The following is a 15,861-nucleotide window of genomic DNA, read 5'->3' on the forward strand; positions in this document are numbered from 1 at the left end:
TCCTTTGTCGTTACGCCGACTTCGCTTGACCTTTGTTGACGAACGTGGCCACCTCGTCATTCGTAGAGGCCGATTCAGTGCCCGCCTGCGTCGCGCCTGCAAGGCTGTCACCGTCAAAGCTGTCTCGCGCGGATGCCGCGCCAGATGCCGCTTGCTGGACGCTACCGGTATCGGCGCTGCCGGCGTCCGATCCCGATGCACTCATGCTGTTGCGGATTGCGGAAGCCACCTTTCCGCCCGTGGTACTTGCGATACGGTCGCTCGCGGATGCGGCCATGCTGCCAACCTTGTCTGTGGCAACCTGCCCAACGCCCTTGGCGAGGTTCGATCCCATGTCAGCCGCAAACCGGCCCGCCGTACCCATCGCAGACATGAACCCAGTACTGCCACCGGACGAAGCGCCGCCGCCCGAACCACCAAGCGAGCCAGATCCACTACTGCCACCCGAGCCGCCCGAGAACATGCCGCTGCCGCTCGACATGTTTTGCTGCGCGGATTGGAACGCGGCCTTGAGAGCCGACGCCCCACCCGCCGCGCTCGACGCGCCGGCCATCACAGCAGCGCCGGCCGTCGCTGCAGCGGCGGCTGCGGCTGCCCCAGCGCCGAGCGCGGCACCCGCGCCCAAGCTGCCAATGCCAGCCGATGAGCCGCCACCGCCGACGATGCTGGCGAACTGCGGCGGAACCTTGTTCACCAGCACAAGCAGGACGATGGAGGCCACAAGCATCACAAGGAGCGCCTTCATCGTGATCGCGCCGCTCGACGTCGCCGCGTAATACTGGTCGATGAACGACTTGCCGATCCCAACGATCAAGATCATCGCGAACAGCTGCATCCCGATGCCGAGCACTGTCTTGTAGTAGCTGATCGCGATGTCGGAGGTCCATCGGCCGCCCCCGAAGCCGAGCAGGAACACCGCGCCGTAAGACAGCAGCCATCCCGACACCAACAACAGCAGCATGTTCACGCCCACCAGCGCGAGCACTACGAGGATCACGGCGGCGATGATGATGCCGACGCCAGAGTTGACGGGCGACCAGATCGAGGACTGGTCAACGACCTTGGAAGCGATGTCAAAGCCGATATCGGCAATGCTGGATGGCGCAAGCGCGTTCCCCAAACCGGTCGCGTCTGCTGCGATTTGCCGCAACGAATTGATGATGGCCGTCGAGATCGCCGGGCCGTTGGTCAGAATCCACCAGAAGAAGCCCGTTACCGCCAGAAACCGGATCGTCTCAGCCAGGAACTCCTGAATGTCGGCCTTGCGCAAGGCCATCATTCCGTAGGTCCACACCATGCTCAGCAGGACAAGACCCCAAAACAGCCAGCTCGCGTAGCTGACCATCTTTGCGGACCACGTATTTGCGACCTGATAGAAGCGGTTGAGGATGTTGTCCAGCAAGCCGGCACTGTCCACCGGCGTTTGCGCGTGCGCCTGCACGGCAACCAGCAACAGCGCCAATGCCAGCACTGGCGATACGGGTAGCTTCTTCATAGATTCACCATTTCTGCGGCTTGCTGGGCGTGTAGCTGCCCGAAAGCGCCTGTGCGTCGCCGGCGCTGCGGCAGTTCTCGTCTTTCGTCACAAGGTCCGGGTCAGCCCTGCACTTTTCGAGCACGGCATTCCGCTCGTCCTCGTGCTGCTTGTAGTAATCGACGGAATGCGAAGGCTTGCCACACGACGCGAGCAGCAAGCTTCCCAAACACACACAGCCAATCGCAATAGCTCGTTTCATTAATCCCCCTTGCTGTTACCAGTTTTGAGCCGGGCTTTTCGTGTAGCTGCCCGAGCGGAATGTTTGATCGGCGGCCGCCGTCAGTGCGGCCTTGTCTGCCTCATTAGATGCGCGAGTGGCTGCCGCTGCGGCCTGCGCGGACAACATGCCCCGGATTTGCAGGAGCTGGTTCGTTTGCGCGCTGGCGAGCTGATTAGCCGCCTGCAATGCCTGCATTTGCCCCTGCGCAGTGGTCGCCTGCGATTGCAGGTTTTGAAGCGTCGCGGCGTCGCTGGTGAGTGTTCGCTGTTGCTGATCTACGCTTTTCAAGACGGCGTCGTTCGCACGCTTCACGGCGGTAGAGTTGTTGGCCTGCGCATCCTGCACGGCCTGCAACTGCGACGACGAGCAACCCACAGCCGTGAAGCATGGCGAACTGCGGTAATAGCCCACGTCCTGATAGCGCGACAGATACGCGTCGATGCTGCCCGCTTGGTTCTTGTAGTAGCTCAGCGTGTCTTGCGCCGCCATGAGCTTGTTCATTACTTGGCTGGCTTGGTCCCAAATGTAGGCGGCCGGCGCGACCGTGTTTTGCAGCATGTTTTGATACTGCTGCAACTGCGTCTGATATTGCTGGATCTGCTTCTCGACGGCCGCGACCTGCTGAACCGCAGTGATGATGTTTTGCGTGAGGTTGCTGCCGTCGATGACTGGGATGCCGGCTCGCGCCGGCTGCGAAACACCCGCGAACAGAACCACCGCGATGGCAGCGACTTTAGCGGCTAAAGCGTTTTTCCAGAACGTCCTCATGGTCAGTCTCCTTGGCGTCAATAATCAAATGACTTATACGGCTTCGTGAAATCGAGGTCTTTCACGACGATGATGTTGAAGCGATACCCCGGCCGGATTTCGATGGTCGGCGCGATGTTCAGATTCTTGGAAATCATCTGCGCGGTCACGTTGCCGAGCTGCTGGCCGAGGGCTTGGCTTAGCTCACTACCAACGGTCGGCTGGCTGTAGTAGCCGCTGTTACTGCTGTCGCGATCCGTCGCGTAGGATGCGGCGGCCGTCACGCCCGACATGAGCAGCGCCGACGCGAAGATACGCACGTAGTGGTTGTTGATCTGATCGCGGAAGCCCGCGTATCCCGCCCCATCCGCCCCCGGCATCGCGCTAATGTCGAGCGCCTTGCCATCGGGGAACACGAGACGTTGCCACGCGATGAGGACTGCGCTTTGACCATAGGCCACGTTGCTGTTGTACGTGCCAACGAGGCGCGTGCCCTGCGGGATGAGCAGATATTTACCCGTTGCGGTGTCGTACACGTCTTGGGCCACTTGACCCATGATTTGGCCCGGCAGATCGGAATTCACCCCGCTAATCATTACGCCGGGAATGACGCCGCCAGCGCGAATCTCAAAGCGGGAACGCGGAGCTTGCATGTCTTGATCGAGCTTCCAGCGGTCGTTTTGCCCGGTGTTCGAAAACTGCGACATATCCTTATTGCTGGCCGACGCCGGGGCTTGCAGCAATTGCGGGCCGCTGTCGGAGCTGCCGTAGTTGCCGCCGCCGACACCGCCCCCGCCCCCACCTAGGCCTGCGCGAATCCGCGTCAGTTGCGCCTGATAGGCACCTGTCGGATCGCCACCTGCTGCGTTCGCGTCCATCTGTCGGCGCACATTGGCAATCTGCGCAAGCATTTCTTCGCGCGATTGCGGCGCGGCCGTTGAAGTCCGCGCGGCTCCCGAAGGCCCGCCCGAGCCAACGTCATAGGGCAATGCGATCTTGGTTTTGGCCTTAACCGCTTCTTGGAACTGCTGCATCTTCGCCATGCGAATTTGTTGTTCGTCAGGATCGACAGGGGCTGGTGCGCCGTTCGCCTGACGCGGCGGCATAGGCGGTGCGTCAGGGTTGTTGACGGGCGCGATCGGAACCGCAGTCGTTGCACTCGTTTGGGGAGGCATTGCCGGCGCGGTGGGCGGGATCAGTCCCGCGCCGTGGCCTCCCACGACGTCATTCGCCATCGCGCTCGTGTCGATGTTCTTCTTCGACACTTGAGTCGTGTCCGGTTGAACCGCTGCGGCGTTGTTAGCCCGCTTGACGGCCACCATTGCAATCAGCAACACAAACACGCCCAAGGCCACACTTGCGATGATGAGCGGTAGATTATTGACCCGACGAACGCCGCTTTTCGGCTTGGAGCCGGGCGAAGCGTCAGGCGACATTTGATCGATCTCAGCCATTCCCGTTACTCCTTTCGAACCCATGCACCGGCCGGAAACAGCTTGCCGTTCGTGGCGACCACGAACGCGCGGCTGATCGACTGCGGACCTACCTGCACCGTCACGCGATACAGGCTCATCGACTCGGGCGAATCCACCACGTAGCGCAGCGCGAGGCCCGGCGTTGATGTTGCGGCCGTCAATGCGTTAGCCGTCGCTGCTTCTGACGCGGACTTTGCGGCGGCTGGCTGCGTCTGCGGGCTGTACTCCAGGACGGAATAGCCCTTGTCTCTCAGCGCGGTCAGCAGTGCCGCACCGTAGGCGTCGGTGGCCGGTTGCTGGAGATTGAAGCGCGTACGCGCGGGCGGATATAGCGACACAAGCTGCGTCACTGTCGCATCGGCCATCGTCTTATTGGCGTCAAGCGAGGCTCCCGCATAGTTGCCATACGGGCCTTGCGTCGCGCACCCGGCGAGGCCTGCAAGTGCGGCCACGACGACCGCGCTCATCATGAGCTTGCGCATGGTCAGTTCCCCCGCGTGATCGTTATCTTGTCTTGGCTCGAACCGACACCGGACACGAGGATTGCCTTGTCAAAGATCGAGTCCACGATGTAACGGTCGCCTTGGACGCGGTAGTTCACCATCTGCGTGTCCGCGTCCGTGAACAGGCCACCGTCTTTACGCACGACGAGGAGCGCCGGCGCTTCACTCTGCTGCATCGTCTTCGCCATTTCGATGATTGTCTTGCGGCCATCGTTGTAGACGCGAACCGGCTTCCAGCGAGCCGAACCGCTCACGGTGTAATCGAAGTTGAGGTTCCCTAGGTATTCGCCGGTCTGCGGAATCGTGTTGTCTTGGCGTACCTTCACCTCGCGTGCCTTGACGGCATCCCACTTGGCCATCGCATCCTCGGGATAGATAAAGGAGACGAACGGCATCAATGCCGTGCGGCTCGACCGCAGGCGGAAGTGATATGTGCGCCGATCCGTGGTCAGCACGAGCGTCGTTTCGAGGCCCACATCGAGCGGCTTCAAGATCAGGTGCAGCACTTGAGATGCGCCCGAGCCGGTGACTGCTGGTTCCACGGTGTAGCGAGGGTCGCCAACGTTCATGCCGTTAACGTTCTCGCCCGGCTGCAAGGCAACGTCGCACACTTGCAGCACGGCGCACATGACCGGGTATTGCTTGCCCGGCAAGTACGGCCAACTGATCGAACCGTCAGGGCCTTGGAACGGCTTCACGTCCTTCCCTGCCTGCCACCTTTTGCCGATAGCGACGGCGGCCAGCTCCTGCTGCGTCAGCTTCGGTTCGTTTTTCGAAAAGTACTGATCGGCCAGCGGATCGGCTGCGAGTGCCACCATCGGCAGAAGGCCGAGAATTAGAGCAGAAGTAAGAGTCTTTTTCATTGCGAGGCCCCCAGACTTAAAGTTGCTTCGACCAGTTGTAGTCTTTGACGAAAATGAAGTGCGGATTGAGGAACATTTGGCCCGACTTCACATCGGCACCCTTGTTTTGATAGATCGTCACGAGCGCGCGCATCATGTACGGCGGACCCTTGGGCGAGCCATCGCGCGCACGTTCGGTTTCCTGCCAGTCGATTTGCCAAGTGTCTTGTGACTGCTGCAAAACCGACTTCACATCGACACTGACCGTTTCGTTCGCCGCGCGGTTGAACGGGTTGGCTTCCTTCGTGCCGTTCAGGTACTCGCTCGACTTGATCGTGGCCGGGTCGCTTGGCGCGAGGTAGCCGTAGGTTTTCAGCACGGCTTTGCGTTGCAATTCAGCGTCCGGTGTGACGAGGCGGATATTGCCGATGAAGTCGGCAACGGCGGTGCGGTAATCATCCACCTTGGCCTCAGGAATGCGGTCCGCGCGCGTCATCGAAACCGTGTTGCCGCTGCCGTCCTGCTGGAACACCAAAGGAACGAATTTCGACTGGCTGCCGATGTAGGTAATGCCGCCGACAGCTGCAAGGCCAATCAACATGCCGAGCAGGCCAACGAAAATGCCGATCTGCCCGTGTTCCATCACCTGGCCGACATGGCTGTTCCACGAGCGCCGTGCATTGACGTAAGGATTCGACGTATTGGTGTCGGGCTCTTTCTTCTTCCCGAAAATGTCTTTGAGATTGACGCTCATGCTGCAACTCCATAGTCGTTGAGGCGCACGTATTCATCGAGGCGCAGGCCTTTGATCCGCAACCACTCATGCACCCACGAACCGCCGTGCGACGCTTCGAGCTTGCGGATCACTGCGATGGATTCCTTGTCGGTCGAACCGACAAAGGCAAGAGCAAGCGGGCCAAGCGCGAGCTGGTACAGGCGACGCCCTTTTTCGGAGACGTAGTAGTAGTCGCGCTTCGGAACGGCCGACGCGATAATTTCGATTTGGCGCGGGTTGAGGCCAAGACGGCCGTAAATCTCAGTGGTCTTTTCCTCGCGCGCATTCGGATTGGCGAGGAAAATCCGACAAGCCGTGGATTCCGTGATGATGTCGAGAATGCCGGACTTCGCCGCCTCGGAAATGCTCTGCGTCGCCATCAGGACCGAGCAGTTCTTTTTAGCCATCGAGCGCAGCCATTCTTCGATCTTGTCGCGGAAGGCCGGGTGAGCCAGCATCAGCCAAGCTTCATCAAGAATCAGCAGCGTAGGGCGTGCATCTTCCTCAGCAAGTGATTCCTCGATCCGCGTGAACAGGTACAGCAGGACCGGTAGCGCGAACTTCTCGCCAAGGCCCATCAACTGTTCAATCTCGAACGTCATGAAGTCGGCCAAATCGAGGCCATCTTCTTCGGCATCCAGCAGATGACCCATGTTGCCGTCCACCGTGTACGGCTTGAGGGCTTCGCGGATCACCTCGTCCTGCACGGTTACTGTGAACTCCGACAACGTATGAGATTCGCTCTTGTGCATGCTCAGGATTGCCTCGGCAATCGCGTTGCGCTGGGCAGGGGTCGTATTTACTCCGTTCAAGGCAAGAATCGTATCGATCCATTCCATCGCCCACGCTCGACGCGTGCGGGTATCGAGGCGCGATAGCGGCGCGAAAGCCAGCTTGTCGGTATTCGACGCAATGGTGAAATGCCGGCCATTCGCGGCCTTGCACGTGGGGTACATCGACAAGCCCTTGTCGAACGCATAGATGCGCGCGCCGAGGTAGCGACGCCACTGGAACGCGACCAGCCCCAGCTTGGTCGATTTACCCGTCCGGGTCGGGCCGAAAATGATGCCGTGGCCGAGATCGCGAACGTGCAGATTGATACGCATGGGCGAGTTGCCGCTCGTCACCCCATGCAGCAGCGGGGGAGCGTTCGGCGGAAACAGCGGCGACGGCGCGCGATTCTCGCCCGTCCATATCGTGCTGGTCGGCAGCAGATCGGCCAGATTCATCGAGTTCAGCAGCGGACGACGCACGTTCTCAACCCCATGCCCCGGCAGCGAGCCGAGGTAGGCGTCCATCGTGTTGATCGTCTCGACGCGTGCGGTGAACGCCAATGCGTTGATCGCCTTTTCCAGTCGACGGGCGGTGTGTTCGACTTCGTCGCGGCTCTCACTCATCAGCACGACGACACTTGTGTAGTAACCCTGTGAAACCAGACCGCTGTTGGTTTCCGCGATAGCCGACGACGCATCGGACACCATTGACACCGCATCCTCATCGACGTGGCTGGTGTTTGTGTTGAACACCTGATCGAAGAAGCCGCGAATCTTCTGCTTCCACTTCTTACGGAATTTCTCGAGTTGGGCCACGGCCTCGTGGTGATCGAGGAAGATGAACCGCGACGACCACCGATATTCAATAGGCAGCTCGGCCAGCGCCGACAGAATTCCGGGATGCGACTCCAAGGGAAAGCCTTCAATGGCGACAACCTGGATGAAGTGGCGACCGATCTTCGGCACAACGCCGGTGTACAACTCTTGCCCGCCGATAAGCGAGTCGATGTACATGGGGTTGCTAGGGAGTTGAACAGGATGATTCAGACCGGTCACACAGAATTGCAGCCATTGCAATTGCTGGTCGTGCGTCACCGTCGAACCGGCCTCGTGCATCACCTTGACACCGCGCAAACGTTCCAACTCGACTGCAGAAGAAAGCCGGCTTTCGAGGTTGGCGACCTCCCGCTTGAAGTGGTCGATAAGATGCGCTGTGCGGGCCTTGGGGTTTGGCTTATCGGCGTCGTCGTGGAACATCAGCTCCACGAACTTGCGTTCGGCCAACATAGGAGGGAACCAAGTCACGGTGATGACAAAGAAGCCCTCATACAGCGTGCCCATGCTCTCGAATAGCCGACGCCGTTCCTCGTCAACCGCCGCCGAAACCGGGTCGGGGAAGTGTGAAAGGCTCGGGTCACTGTAGCTCGGAGCGGGCCGACGCACCGCATCAACGTGAACCATCCAGCCGTTGCCGAGCGGAGCAAGGGCTTGGTTGATGCGGAACGAGATCAGCTCGCGCTCGGCGTCGGTTGCACTTGCGTTATCGGCGCCACGGTAGAGCCACGACGCCATGAACGAGCCGTTCTTGCCGACGATAACGCCGTCATTAACGACAGCGGCGTAGTTGAGCAGATCGGCTAAGCCTGCGTCTTTAGAGCGATGCTTCTTCAGCCGCAGATCAGCGTTCGCGCGCTGCACAAGCGAGAACAATCCGATCAGCAACACGGCACCGAGCACCGCGATAGAGATGGTGATTACTTGGATCATTTGTATTGCTTCCCTTGGGCTGCCGTATTGTCGCGAAACGGCGTCGCGCGCGGCGGGTAGTACGGCTTGTACCGCCGATTGCGCAGGTAGACAAAGCGCATCTTGGGGTCGGCATTCGCCATCTTTCGCAGAATCCAGATGGCGATGAACCACGCGAAAATGCCTACGCCGGCAGAGAGCCAGTCTTGCGCCGCAAAGATGAGAATCGCGGCCAGCAGGCCCGAGAACATGACCATTTCACGATCCCCACCCATGAAAAGGTTGTCTCGATTGCCTGCCCTACGAATGGGGATCATGCGCAGGGCCATGATTATGCGAGCCTCGCTTGCAAGCGGTCGGCCAAGGCGTTCGACAGGGCCGTGATTTCAGCGCCCTGCCCTGTGATCGCGGAAATGGTGTTCTGCGCGGCGACCAAGAAGCACAACACGAGAACGATGAAGATGAGCGTGCGCAAGAAGCCGTTCATATCGCCACCAAAGATCAGCGTTGCACCTGCCCCGACGAGGCCGACGATCGACGCGGTGAACGCAAATGGGCCAGTCACGGACTGTCGAATCTTGGTGAACCAGTCATCAAAGGGAAGACCGCCGCCACTCGTGTTTGACGCAAACGCCGGATGCGCGACGATCAACAGCAGGAGTGCCACGCCGAGGACGAGAAGGGCGCGACTGGTATTGATGCGGGGCATGGTGAATTGCATTTCGACTTTCTCCATTTAGATATTGCGTGTGACGTAGCGACCGTTTTCATACCCTTGAATCTCGATGATTCCCTGTACTCGACGGCCATCCTCGGTTCGGGCGATGTGGACAATCAGATGAACCGCCTGCCCAATAAGCGATTCAATATCGTCAGGCGCCGACTCGTTGCGAGTGACGAGCGACTTTAGACGGGTAAGGGCTGCGTGTTCGTCGTTTGCGTGCAGGGTGGCGGCGCCTCCTTCATGGCCGGTATTCCACGAGTCCAACAGGTCCAAGGCCTCGGCACCGCGTACTTCGCCCACGAGAATGCGATCAGGCCGCATCCGAAGGAGCGTCTTAAGCAGCATCGTCATCGTGATTTCAAGCGTGGTGTGGTACTGGATCTTGTTCACCGCGGAGCACTGGATTTCGCCGGTGTCCTCGATGATTAGAAGGCGCTCCGAGGGGTCGAGCAGGACCATCTCGTAGATGATTGCGTTGACCAGCGTTGTCTTGCCCGAGCCAGTTCCGCCGATGACGAGAATGCTCCGACGTTCCCTTACAGCAGCCCGAATGGCTCGGGCTTGCTCCGGCGTCATGATTCCGGCCTCGACGTATTGATCGAGCGTGAAGATCGCGACCGCCTTTTTGCGGATCGCAAACGTTGGAAATTCAACGACAGGCGGGAGTTGGCCGGCGAAACGCGATCCATCGATAGGCAACTCGCCTTCAACCAACGGATTCAGGCGCGTGACAGTCTTGCCGTGATAGCCCGCGACCGTCTTGACGACAGCCTCGGCGCGCTGGGGCGTCATCGTGCCGATTGCGCGCATCTTCTCGCCCAGCCGTTCCTGCCAGATGCGGCCGTCAGCGTTCAGAAGTATTTCGACGGTCTTGGGATCGTTCAACGCCCCCATCACCACCGGCCCCAGATCGCGGCGCAACTTTTCAATGGCACGCGCGTTGACCGACGCGTGCTGGATGTCATCGTCTTGCATCGCTTGCTTGCCCTCGGATTATTTCGTCTGATTACTTTGACAAACGATATACCGAATAGGCAAAAGACGCAACAGCGAACGATTACTGGCTCGTTCGCTTAATGCGTCGCGCATGGTGCACAAATCGAGATGCAACAGATGCCCTACAGAAACAAAAAAGCCCTCACGGTGGAGGGCTTTAGCGGCTAAAAAGGCGGTGCCCCGCCCCATTCTGTTGTAGTCACTCTCCACGCAGCTTCTTTTGGGTCTGCTCGCTCCATTTCTTGACGATGAAAGCTTGATGTTCCGGCAATACGGCAAAGACTCGCTCGTAACCAGGCGGTAGTCCTTGCGTGAACTTTCCCCCGGCAATGTCGTCGAGGGTACGTCTGTCAAGATCAGTGGACTCCAGCAGGAGAGTAAGAGGGACGCTCAACGCCTCTGCTATCGCTTCCATAATTTTGAGCGACGGATTGGCCTTGCCGTTTGTTAGATCAGATAGGAATGAAATTGAGATGCCCGCTTTCTCGGACAGCTCATGTTTCGTCATGCCCCGCTCGTCCAGCAAGCGAAGAATGTTCGTGAAAAATATGATGTTGTACACAGTGTGGCGATTGCCACTCTCCGTTATAAAAATTTTAGCTGCTAAAATTCTTGACGCCTTCCAAATGTTTAGCTAAATTTATGCTGTCTCAGGCAAGGAGGCTTTCATGCGCGACCAGAGGTTCCGATTTGTTGGTAATTTTACTCGTCACATGTTGGTTCGGTATACAGGAAGCAAGAGCTCGCCCCTCCCCAGCTCGGACATTGCGGATTAGCGATGAAATCAAATAAGAGTGCCCCGGCTCTCGCGGGACGTTATTCTTCATCCTCACGAACGGTAGGCAAATCAGGCGAAACCATGACCCAGCCCTTTGACGAAGAAGAATTCAAAAAGACGCTGATCGAAGGCGGCATCGACCCCGCTGCGGCGGCTGAAGTCGCGGCCAAGACGGCCAGGGCCCGCGCCGGGCAAACAAAGCCGGCGCTGGTTTCGCCAACCAAATCGTTTCGCGAGGCATTGGGGCCATCGCCCAACTCGGATGGACCGGCCGACACCATGCCAACGCGAGCCCCGGCGAAGAAGCAGCAGGCGGGAGCGAGCATGACAGCCAAGAAGAAACCGAGGAAAGGCAGCGCTATCGAGGATGTCAACGCAAAGGTCAGCGAAGCCAAGCAACGCGCGCTCATCCAGCGCACCACGGAGGAGATCAAGGAAGCGCAGTTGTCGCTTTTCGACCTCGCCCCATGGGATGACGACATGCGGGCCATGCCGAATGACTACGGCCGTTCGGCACTGTTCACGGTGCGCAACAAGCGCCAGAAGCGAATGGCCTACGAACAGAAGGCCATCTACCACTACAACAACGATGTACTCATCACCTTTACGGGCGTCGAGCTACGCGCGGACGATGACGAACTCGTTTGGCAGCAGGTTCTTGAATATGCCAAACGGTTCACGGTGGGGGAGCCGGTCTACTTCTCGATGTATCAGCTGCTAACGGATCTCGACTGGCCTATCAACGGCCACTACTACGACAAGGCCGAAGCCTCTCTGACCCGCTTGCAGGCTAATGCCATGCAGGTCACGTCGCCGCGCTTCGGCCTGCTCGACTCGGTGTCGTTGATCGACAAGTTCAAGATCGTCAATCGCGGTACGAAGAAGGCGATGTGCCGCGTAGAAATTGACCAGAAAATGGTCTACCTATTTGCCGGCGACCACTACACCAAATTTGTCTGGAGCAAATATCGCAAGCTCAGGCCGATCACGCGGCGCTTGTTCGATTATCTCGCATCGCACAGAGAACCGTACCCCCTCAAACTCGAAACTTTCCGCCTGATATGCGGGTCGGAGAGCGAGCGCCCGGCGAAATGGAAGGAGCAGACCAAGGAAGCCTGCAAGGAGCTGACGGACAGCGGACTGGTCGCGTACACGTGGGTCAACGGTGACTCGGTCTACTGTGAACGCGAAGGGGATCGTCAACGCGCCGAGCAAGTCTAAGCCTTCCCATCGCAAACTAAATCGCCACTTTCGACGTGGGATCGTAAAAGCAGAGAACGAGTATCGTCAGGCTAGCTTCGAGGGCAAGTGGTCGTCGGTCTCAGCTGCTGGTGTCGCCGCTGCTGTTTAAAGGGCCACCTCTACGCGGCGGCGATCGATCGAAAAGCACGAAGGCTAATTGCTGGTGCCCGCTGGAAACAGCATAGGTGTCCGAGAGATCACCGTACGGGTGGTCTTGGTTTTTAGATATCCAGAATATATTGACCATTAAAGATCTCTACCGATGATTGAAAACCTAGACAGTAAAGCGATGGCGGCCGTATCTGGTGGCATTATCGGCGGCTGCGTTTGCATCGACGACAGCACTGTGGGTAACTGGGTTAAGACGGTAACCGAGAATGCTCACGACTATCTTAACGGAGGGCACTGTACTCCTGGACGCTGAAAAAACGCGAGAGCCTAACGGCCCTTGGGCACGGCGGGCTTTGTTCGAGAGAGCTCTCTGATGCAAATGCGACCAAGACGTCAGTCAAAACGCTAACATTTGTGTCAGTAGCCTCCTTCCCTCTCCGCCGCCTCGATTTCTCTGTCGAGCGCCGCTTCGAGCGCTTCGGAAACAAACTCCTTGATGTTCTTCACCTTTCATCTCTTTTTCTAAATCTTGTGCTTGAAGAAGGCGAGTTAACAAGCAATCTGGAGACTGTCATGGCCCTGATGATCGCAAACCTGCCCCTAGACAAAGAACTGGATCGTGCTGAAATGGGTGCTGTCAGAGGCGGTTGCGTTTTCCAACGCAGCGGCTTCCATACTGTCGGCGTTTCATTTGCCAGTCCGCCGATCGTCGTAACACCGGTTCTCCAAACCGACTGACAACCGATACCGGCCGCGCCGACTGCACGGGTGCATGCGGCGTCGAAGACGGGTTGCTCGATCGGCAACTTCCGCCAAAACGACGCTTCCGGTTGTCTTGCCCTTATCCTTCACCTGCGACCCCAACCGAGCGCGGCAGGGCGGCTGTAGTCCTGGTTTTTGACCTTGTGCCAATAGTTCGATCGTCCGCGTTGATAGGGAGAGTCGAGCCGCTTGCCAATCATTCCTTCGAAATCGTGCCTCACCGCCTGATCGAATACCCAGGCGCCCGCCGTGACGATGCCGGTGACGTAGATCAGAACCGCCGTGTCGTCGAAGGTGTCGCGGAGCATTTCTTTTCTCTGGATCAGGGGCAACTCCCGAAGGTCACGCGCTCCCGCGGCGAGCAGATCAAACACGTAGAGCCGAGCCGGGTGCAGTTTTGCTGCTGCGCGCACGCGCGTCGCCATTGACGTGCGGGCGCGTAGTTGCAGGCGCTCGAATGAGGACCGCCCCGTTACCTCGTCGACGGTCAATTCCGCATCCCATACGAAGCTACCTGGCAGGCGCTCGATCGCCGCCACAATATCCGGGAACGCCCGGTTCAAAGGTTTGCCGTTGCGGGAAAACAGTTCGACCCGGCTACCGACCTTCCGAACCAAACATCGAAATCCGTCGTACTTCAGTTCGAAGATCCAGTTCTCGCGTGAGAACGGCGCCAGGTACAGCGTGGCTAGCATCAGATCGTCGGCGCTGATTGGCGGGATCATGGGTTCGGTAACCGGGCGCTGACATAGGCGAGCTTCGCCCAGGCGTTGCCCGGATCGCAACCGGAATAGGCGCAAAAGTGCTCGAAGTCATCGAGCACCGTATGCCCGGCCGCGTTCGTTTGAAGCGTGCGGCCATCAATGACCTTCTTCAACAACTCGATGGGGTCGCCGTAACACATGGTGTCCACCTCCGCGCTAAACGCAAATCGGAAAAGAAAGCCCGCCGAAGCGGGCCAAAGCACACGGATCGGCGCTCCGCCCGCTGAGCGAAACGCGGATCCATTATCAGCAAAAAAGCGCCCGACTAAAAGGCAGGGCAGACGAACCGGACGCATGGAAAACAATCGACCGTTTTCTTGCGTTCCACGATGTGTTCACCGGGAGAACGGGTGATGAACGGTAAGTTCGTGTCGTATCTGCGAGTGTCGACGGCGAAGCAAGGGCAGAGCGGACTTAGCCTGGAGTCCCAACAGGCGTTAGTTACCCAGTATTTGAACGGCGGCAATTGGGAGCTCGTCGGCGAGTTCACCGAAGTCGAAACCGGCAAGGGTGCGGACGCGCTCGACAAGCGACCGAAGTTGAAAGAGGCACTCACCTTGTGCCGTAAGAAGAAGGCTACGCTCGTGATTGCCAAACTCGATCGCCTCGCACGCAACGTGCACTTCGTGACAGGTTTGCTTGAAAGCGGCGTGAACTTCGTTGCGGCCGATATGCCGCGGGCCGACAAGGTAATGATCCAGATGCACGCGGTGATGGCGGAATGGGAGCGCGACTCGTCCTTTCCCTTTATCCTGAACACACATTAAACAACCAGATTAGCAAGCGCACGAAGGATGCTCTCGCCGCAGCAAAGGCGCGCGGCGTCGTTCTTGGGAAAGCTGGCTACGCGAATCTGAAGCCGAACATCGAGGCCCGCCAGCAAGCCGCCGTTGAGTTCGCAGCATCGTTGGCGCGCGTCATCGCCGGCTTCCGGTCCGCCAACATGACGCAACGCGCGATGGTTGCCGAATTGAATACGCTCGGCATCAAGACTTCACGCGGAAAAGATTGGTCGCTGACGCAGTTGCAACGCACGCTGGACCGCCTCGGCGGCGAATAGCTGCGAGGCGTCGGGAGTGGCTTGGCGGGCCGATTTACGCCAGTGCTGGCTGTTGCTTGCGCCGCACCGTCACCCAACCGTACCGAGCCGTCCGGCAAGCGCGCGCGGCACCCGTACTTCCAGATAGCACTCGTGCTGGAAGAAATTCAGATGGCGCAGACGCTTGATTTGCGTGTCGTGCACCGGGTGCTCGCCGGCGACGCTGGCATAACCGAACCGGCTGCCCGCGACGAAGTCCACCGCAATCGTGAGCTGGCGTTTGCCGGCATCAAAGTCGACGCTTTGTACGTACCACGGGGCCTTGATTCCCAGCGCGGCTTCAAACAGTTGGTTCGTCATTGTTCGTTTCGTCTTGCATGGCTGGTTGCAGCATTCTGCCGCAACCAGCCATGACTCAGCTTATCGAATCAGTGCGCCTCAAGGGTTCGCTGCGCCGGGCTTACGCCCGCCCTTCTATGAGCATCAAATTGTCAACCGTCTGGCTGGCGAACGGCTGCAAGAGTGCCCCCGCCTGCATACGGAAGCCGTAGCTGGCTGAGGGACAGGCCAGAGCCTGGCAGCAAGGCACACGCCATTAACTGCTGATCATCAATGAGACAGGATCCTCCCGGCAACTGTTACTGCGATCATGTTTCATGTCTGAAGCCGATCATCGCGCACGTAAGACCCAACGTCTTACTCACCTTCTATCCGCTGGCGTTTAGCCAGCCCTATCCTGCATGCGCATTGCCCGGACGGTCAGTTGAAACTCCCCCAGTTGTGGTCGCCTAAAATCCCCCACCGTGTGAAGCAGGACGAGGTCGAGT

General features: G+C 58.8%; 18 protein-coding genes and 1 pseudogene. 4 read left to right on the forward strand and 15 right to left on the reverse strand.

All coding sequences use genetic code 11. From position 1 onward, the window contains the following. Positions 1-10: 10 nt before the first annotated feature. From trbL to AWB65_RS28855, 12 genes are all read right to left on the reverse strand, one after another. Complete coding sequence (gene trbL / locus AWB65_RS28800) at positions 11-1,495, reverse strand: P-type conjugative transfer protein TrbL (RefSeq protein ID WP_087670376.1); 1,485 nt, start codon at positions 1,493-1,495, stop codon at positions 11-13. A gap of 4 nt (positions 1,496-1,499) precedes the next feature. Further along, positions 1,500-1,736 (reverse strand): EexN family lipoprotein, encoded by a 237-nt coding sequence (locus AWB65_RS28805; RefSeq protein WP_087670377.1) that lies wholly within the window; start codon positions 1,734-1,736, stop codon positions 1,500-1,502. 15 nt (positions 1,737-1,751) lie between these two features. Then, positions 1,752-2,525 carry a P-type conjugative transfer protein TrbJ gene (gene trbJ / locus AWB65_RS28810; protein WP_087670378.1) on the reverse strand — a complete coding sequence of 258 codons (774 nt, stop codon included), beginning with the start codon at positions 2,523-2,525 and terminating at the stop codon, positions 1,752-1,754. 17 nt (positions 2,526-2,542) lie between these two features. Beyond that, positions 2,543-3,958 (reverse strand): TrbI/VirB10 family protein, encoded by a 1,416-nt coding sequence (locus tag AWB65_RS28815; RefSeq protein WP_087670379.1) that lies wholly within the window; start codon positions 3,956-3,958, stop codon positions 2,543-2,545. A gap of 5 nt (positions 3,959-3,963) precedes the next feature. Next, positions 3,964-4,461, reverse strand: coding sequence for a conjugal transfer lipoprotein TrbH (locus tag AWB65_RS28820; protein WP_087670380.1), 498 nt, complete (start codon positions 4,459-4,461; stop codon positions 3,964-3,966). A gap of 2 nt (positions 4,462-4,463) precedes the next feature. Then, on the reverse strand, positions 4,464-5,345 hold the full coding sequence (trbG, locus tag AWB65_RS28825) for a P-type conjugative transfer protein TrbG (protein WP_087670381.1): 882 nt from the start codon (positions 5,343-5,345) through the stop codon (positions 4,464-4,466). 16 nt (positions 5,346-5,361) lie between these two features. Continuing rightward, positions 5,362-6,078 carry a conjugal transfer protein TrbF gene (locus tag AWB65_RS28830; protein WP_087670382.1) on the reverse strand — a complete coding sequence of 239 codons (717 nt, stop codon included), beginning with the start codon at positions 6,076-6,078 and terminating at the stop codon, positions 5,362-5,364. Further along, positions 6,075-8,639 carry a VirB4 family type IV secretion/conjugal transfer ATPase gene (locus AWB65_RS28835; RefSeq protein WP_087670383.1) on the reverse strand — a complete coding sequence of 855 codons (2,565 nt, stop codon included), beginning with the start codon at positions 8,637-8,639 and terminating at the stop codon, positions 6,075-6,077. Before AWB65_RS28835 ends, AWB65_RS28830 begins: the two co-directional genes overlap by 4 nt. After that, on the reverse strand, positions 8,636-8,947 hold the full coding sequence (locus AWB65_RS28840; RefSeq protein ID WP_087670384.1) for a conjugal transfer protein TrbD: 312 nt from the start codon (positions 8,945-8,947) through the stop codon (positions 8,636-8,638). The genes AWB65_RS28835 and AWB65_RS28840 overlap by 4 nt, the downstream gene beginning before the upstream one ends. Before the next feature lie 2 nt (positions 8,948-8,949). Continuing rightward, on the reverse strand, positions 8,950-9,339 hold the full coding sequence (locus AWB65_RS28845) for a TrbC/VirB2 family protein (protein ID WP_087670390.1): 390 nt from the start codon (positions 9,337-9,339) through the stop codon (positions 8,950-8,952). A 15-nt stretch (positions 9,340-9,354) separates the two neighbouring features. Beyond that, the gene (gene trbB / locus AWB65_RS28850) at positions 9,355-10,317 is read right to left on the reverse strand and encodes a P-type conjugative transfer ATPase TrbB (protein ID WP_087670385.1); all 963 of its coding nucleotides are present in this window, start codon (positions 10,315-10,317) and stop codon (positions 9,355-9,357) included. Positions 10,318-10,537: 220 nt separating this feature from the next. Next, positions 10,538-10,900, reverse strand: a complete 363-nt coding sequence (locus tag AWB65_RS28855) for a transcriptional regulator (protein ID WP_087670386.1) — start codon at positions 10,898-10,900, stop codon at positions 10,538-10,540. 297 nt (positions 10,901-11,197) lie between these two features. On the opposite strand from AWB65_RS28855, the gene trfA reads away from it, so the two are divergent. Further along, a complete protein-coding gene (gene trfA, locus AWB65_RS28860) occupies positions 11,198-12,337 on the forward strand; it encodes a plasmid replication initiator TrfA (RefSeq protein WP_087670387.1) in 1,140 nt (379 codons plus the stop codon). Between the two features lie 705 nt (positions 12,338-13,042). Then, the gene (locus AWB65_RS36465) at positions 13,043-13,207 is read left to right on the forward strand and encodes a hypothetical protein (protein WP_159907836.1); all 165 of its coding nucleotides are present in this window, start codon (positions 13,043-13,045) and stop codon (positions 13,205-13,207) included. A gap of 110 nt (positions 13,208-13,317) precedes the next feature. Here AWB65_RS36465 and AWB65_RS28865 read toward each other — a convergent pair whose 3' ends face one another. Further along, entirely contained in the window at positions 13,318-13,956 is a 639-nt protein-coding gene (locus AWB65_RS28865) for an ATP-dependent DNA ligase (RefSeq protein WP_235007816.1), read from the reverse strand. Next, positions 13,953-14,135, reverse strand: a complete 183-nt coding sequence (locus AWB65_RS28870) for a hypothetical protein (protein WP_087670388.1) — start codon at positions 14,133-14,135, stop codon at positions 13,953-13,955. The genes AWB65_RS28865 and AWB65_RS28870 overlap by 4 nt, the downstream gene beginning before the upstream one ends. 213 nt (positions 14,136-14,348) lie before the next feature. Here AWB65_RS28870 and AWB65_RS37140 point away from each other — a divergent pair, with 213 nt between their 5' ends. Beyond that, a complete protein-coding gene (locus AWB65_RS37140; RefSeq protein ID WP_235007817.1) occupies positions 14,349-14,762 on the forward strand; it encodes a recombinase family protein in 414 nt (137 codons plus the stop codon). Beyond that, positions 14,717-15,055 carry a serine integrase family protein gene (locus AWB65_RS37145; protein ID WP_235007819.1) on the forward strand — a complete coding sequence of 113 codons (339 nt, stop codon included), beginning with the start codon at positions 14,717-14,719 and terminating at the stop codon, positions 15,053-15,055. The genes AWB65_RS37140 and AWB65_RS37145 overlap by 46 nt, the downstream gene beginning before the upstream one ends. A 74-nt stretch (positions 15,056-15,129) precedes the next feature. Here the strand turns inward: AWB65_RS37145 and AWB65_RS28880 are convergent. Continuing rightward, positions 15,130-15,394 (reverse strand): annotated as a pseudogene (locus AWB65_RS28880) (ISL3 family transposase); the annotation flags it as partial. Between the last annotated feature and the right edge of the window lie 467 nt (positions 15,395-15,861).

This window comes from Caballeronia humi (genome assembly GCF_001544475.1).
In the GTDB taxonomy this organism is placed as follows: domain Bacteria; phylum Pseudomonadota; class Gammaproteobacteria; order Burkholderiales; family Burkholderiaceae; genus Caballeronia; species Caballeronia humi.